Below are 403 nucleotides of genomic sequence, written 5' to 3'. Positions count from 1 at the left end.
CGACAGGTCGCGAAGAAGGTCGATTGGGCCTGTGCCTCGTTCCTCGGCGAATTGCCAGCGGCCGGGCTCGGAATCCTGGTCCTCCGCGTCTGCGAGCCTCGCCTGTTCCACGGCCCAGTCCTTGTAGAGCTCGAACACCGATTCCTCGATGACGGGGTACTGGTTGGAGAGTTTCGTAACGATTCCGAGAACGTCGGTCAACTGAGGGTTAGGGAGGAAATTCTTGGCGAGTTCGCGGTCTGCCCAAGGAATGGAGATGTCAGGGTTCTTGAGGGAGTAGACCTGGTTTGAATCACGCCACGACCCGTCGGTCGTCATGACCTTCACTACGTTCCCGTGTCGCAGCCAGTCCTCGAGAACCAGAGCTAACTGTCTCGGCTTGAGGTTGAGTGCGTGATCCCAC

Annotated in this window: 1 protein-coding gene; it reads right to left on the bottom strand. The window is 58.8% G+C overall.

The features are described from left to right. Nucleotides 1-403 (bottom strand): hypothetical protein (locus IG178_RS24415; RefSeq protein ID WP_193215202.1); only part of this gene is annotated, 403 nt, incomplete at both ends.

Origin of the sequence: Neoluteolibacter marinus, assembly GCF_014904755.1 — a bacterium.
Lineage (GTDB): Bacteria > Verrucomicrobiota > Verrucomicrobiia > Verrucomicrobiales > Akkermansiaceae > Haloferula > Haloferula marina.
This window is presented reverse-complemented; position numbering and strand designations above follow the sequence as displayed.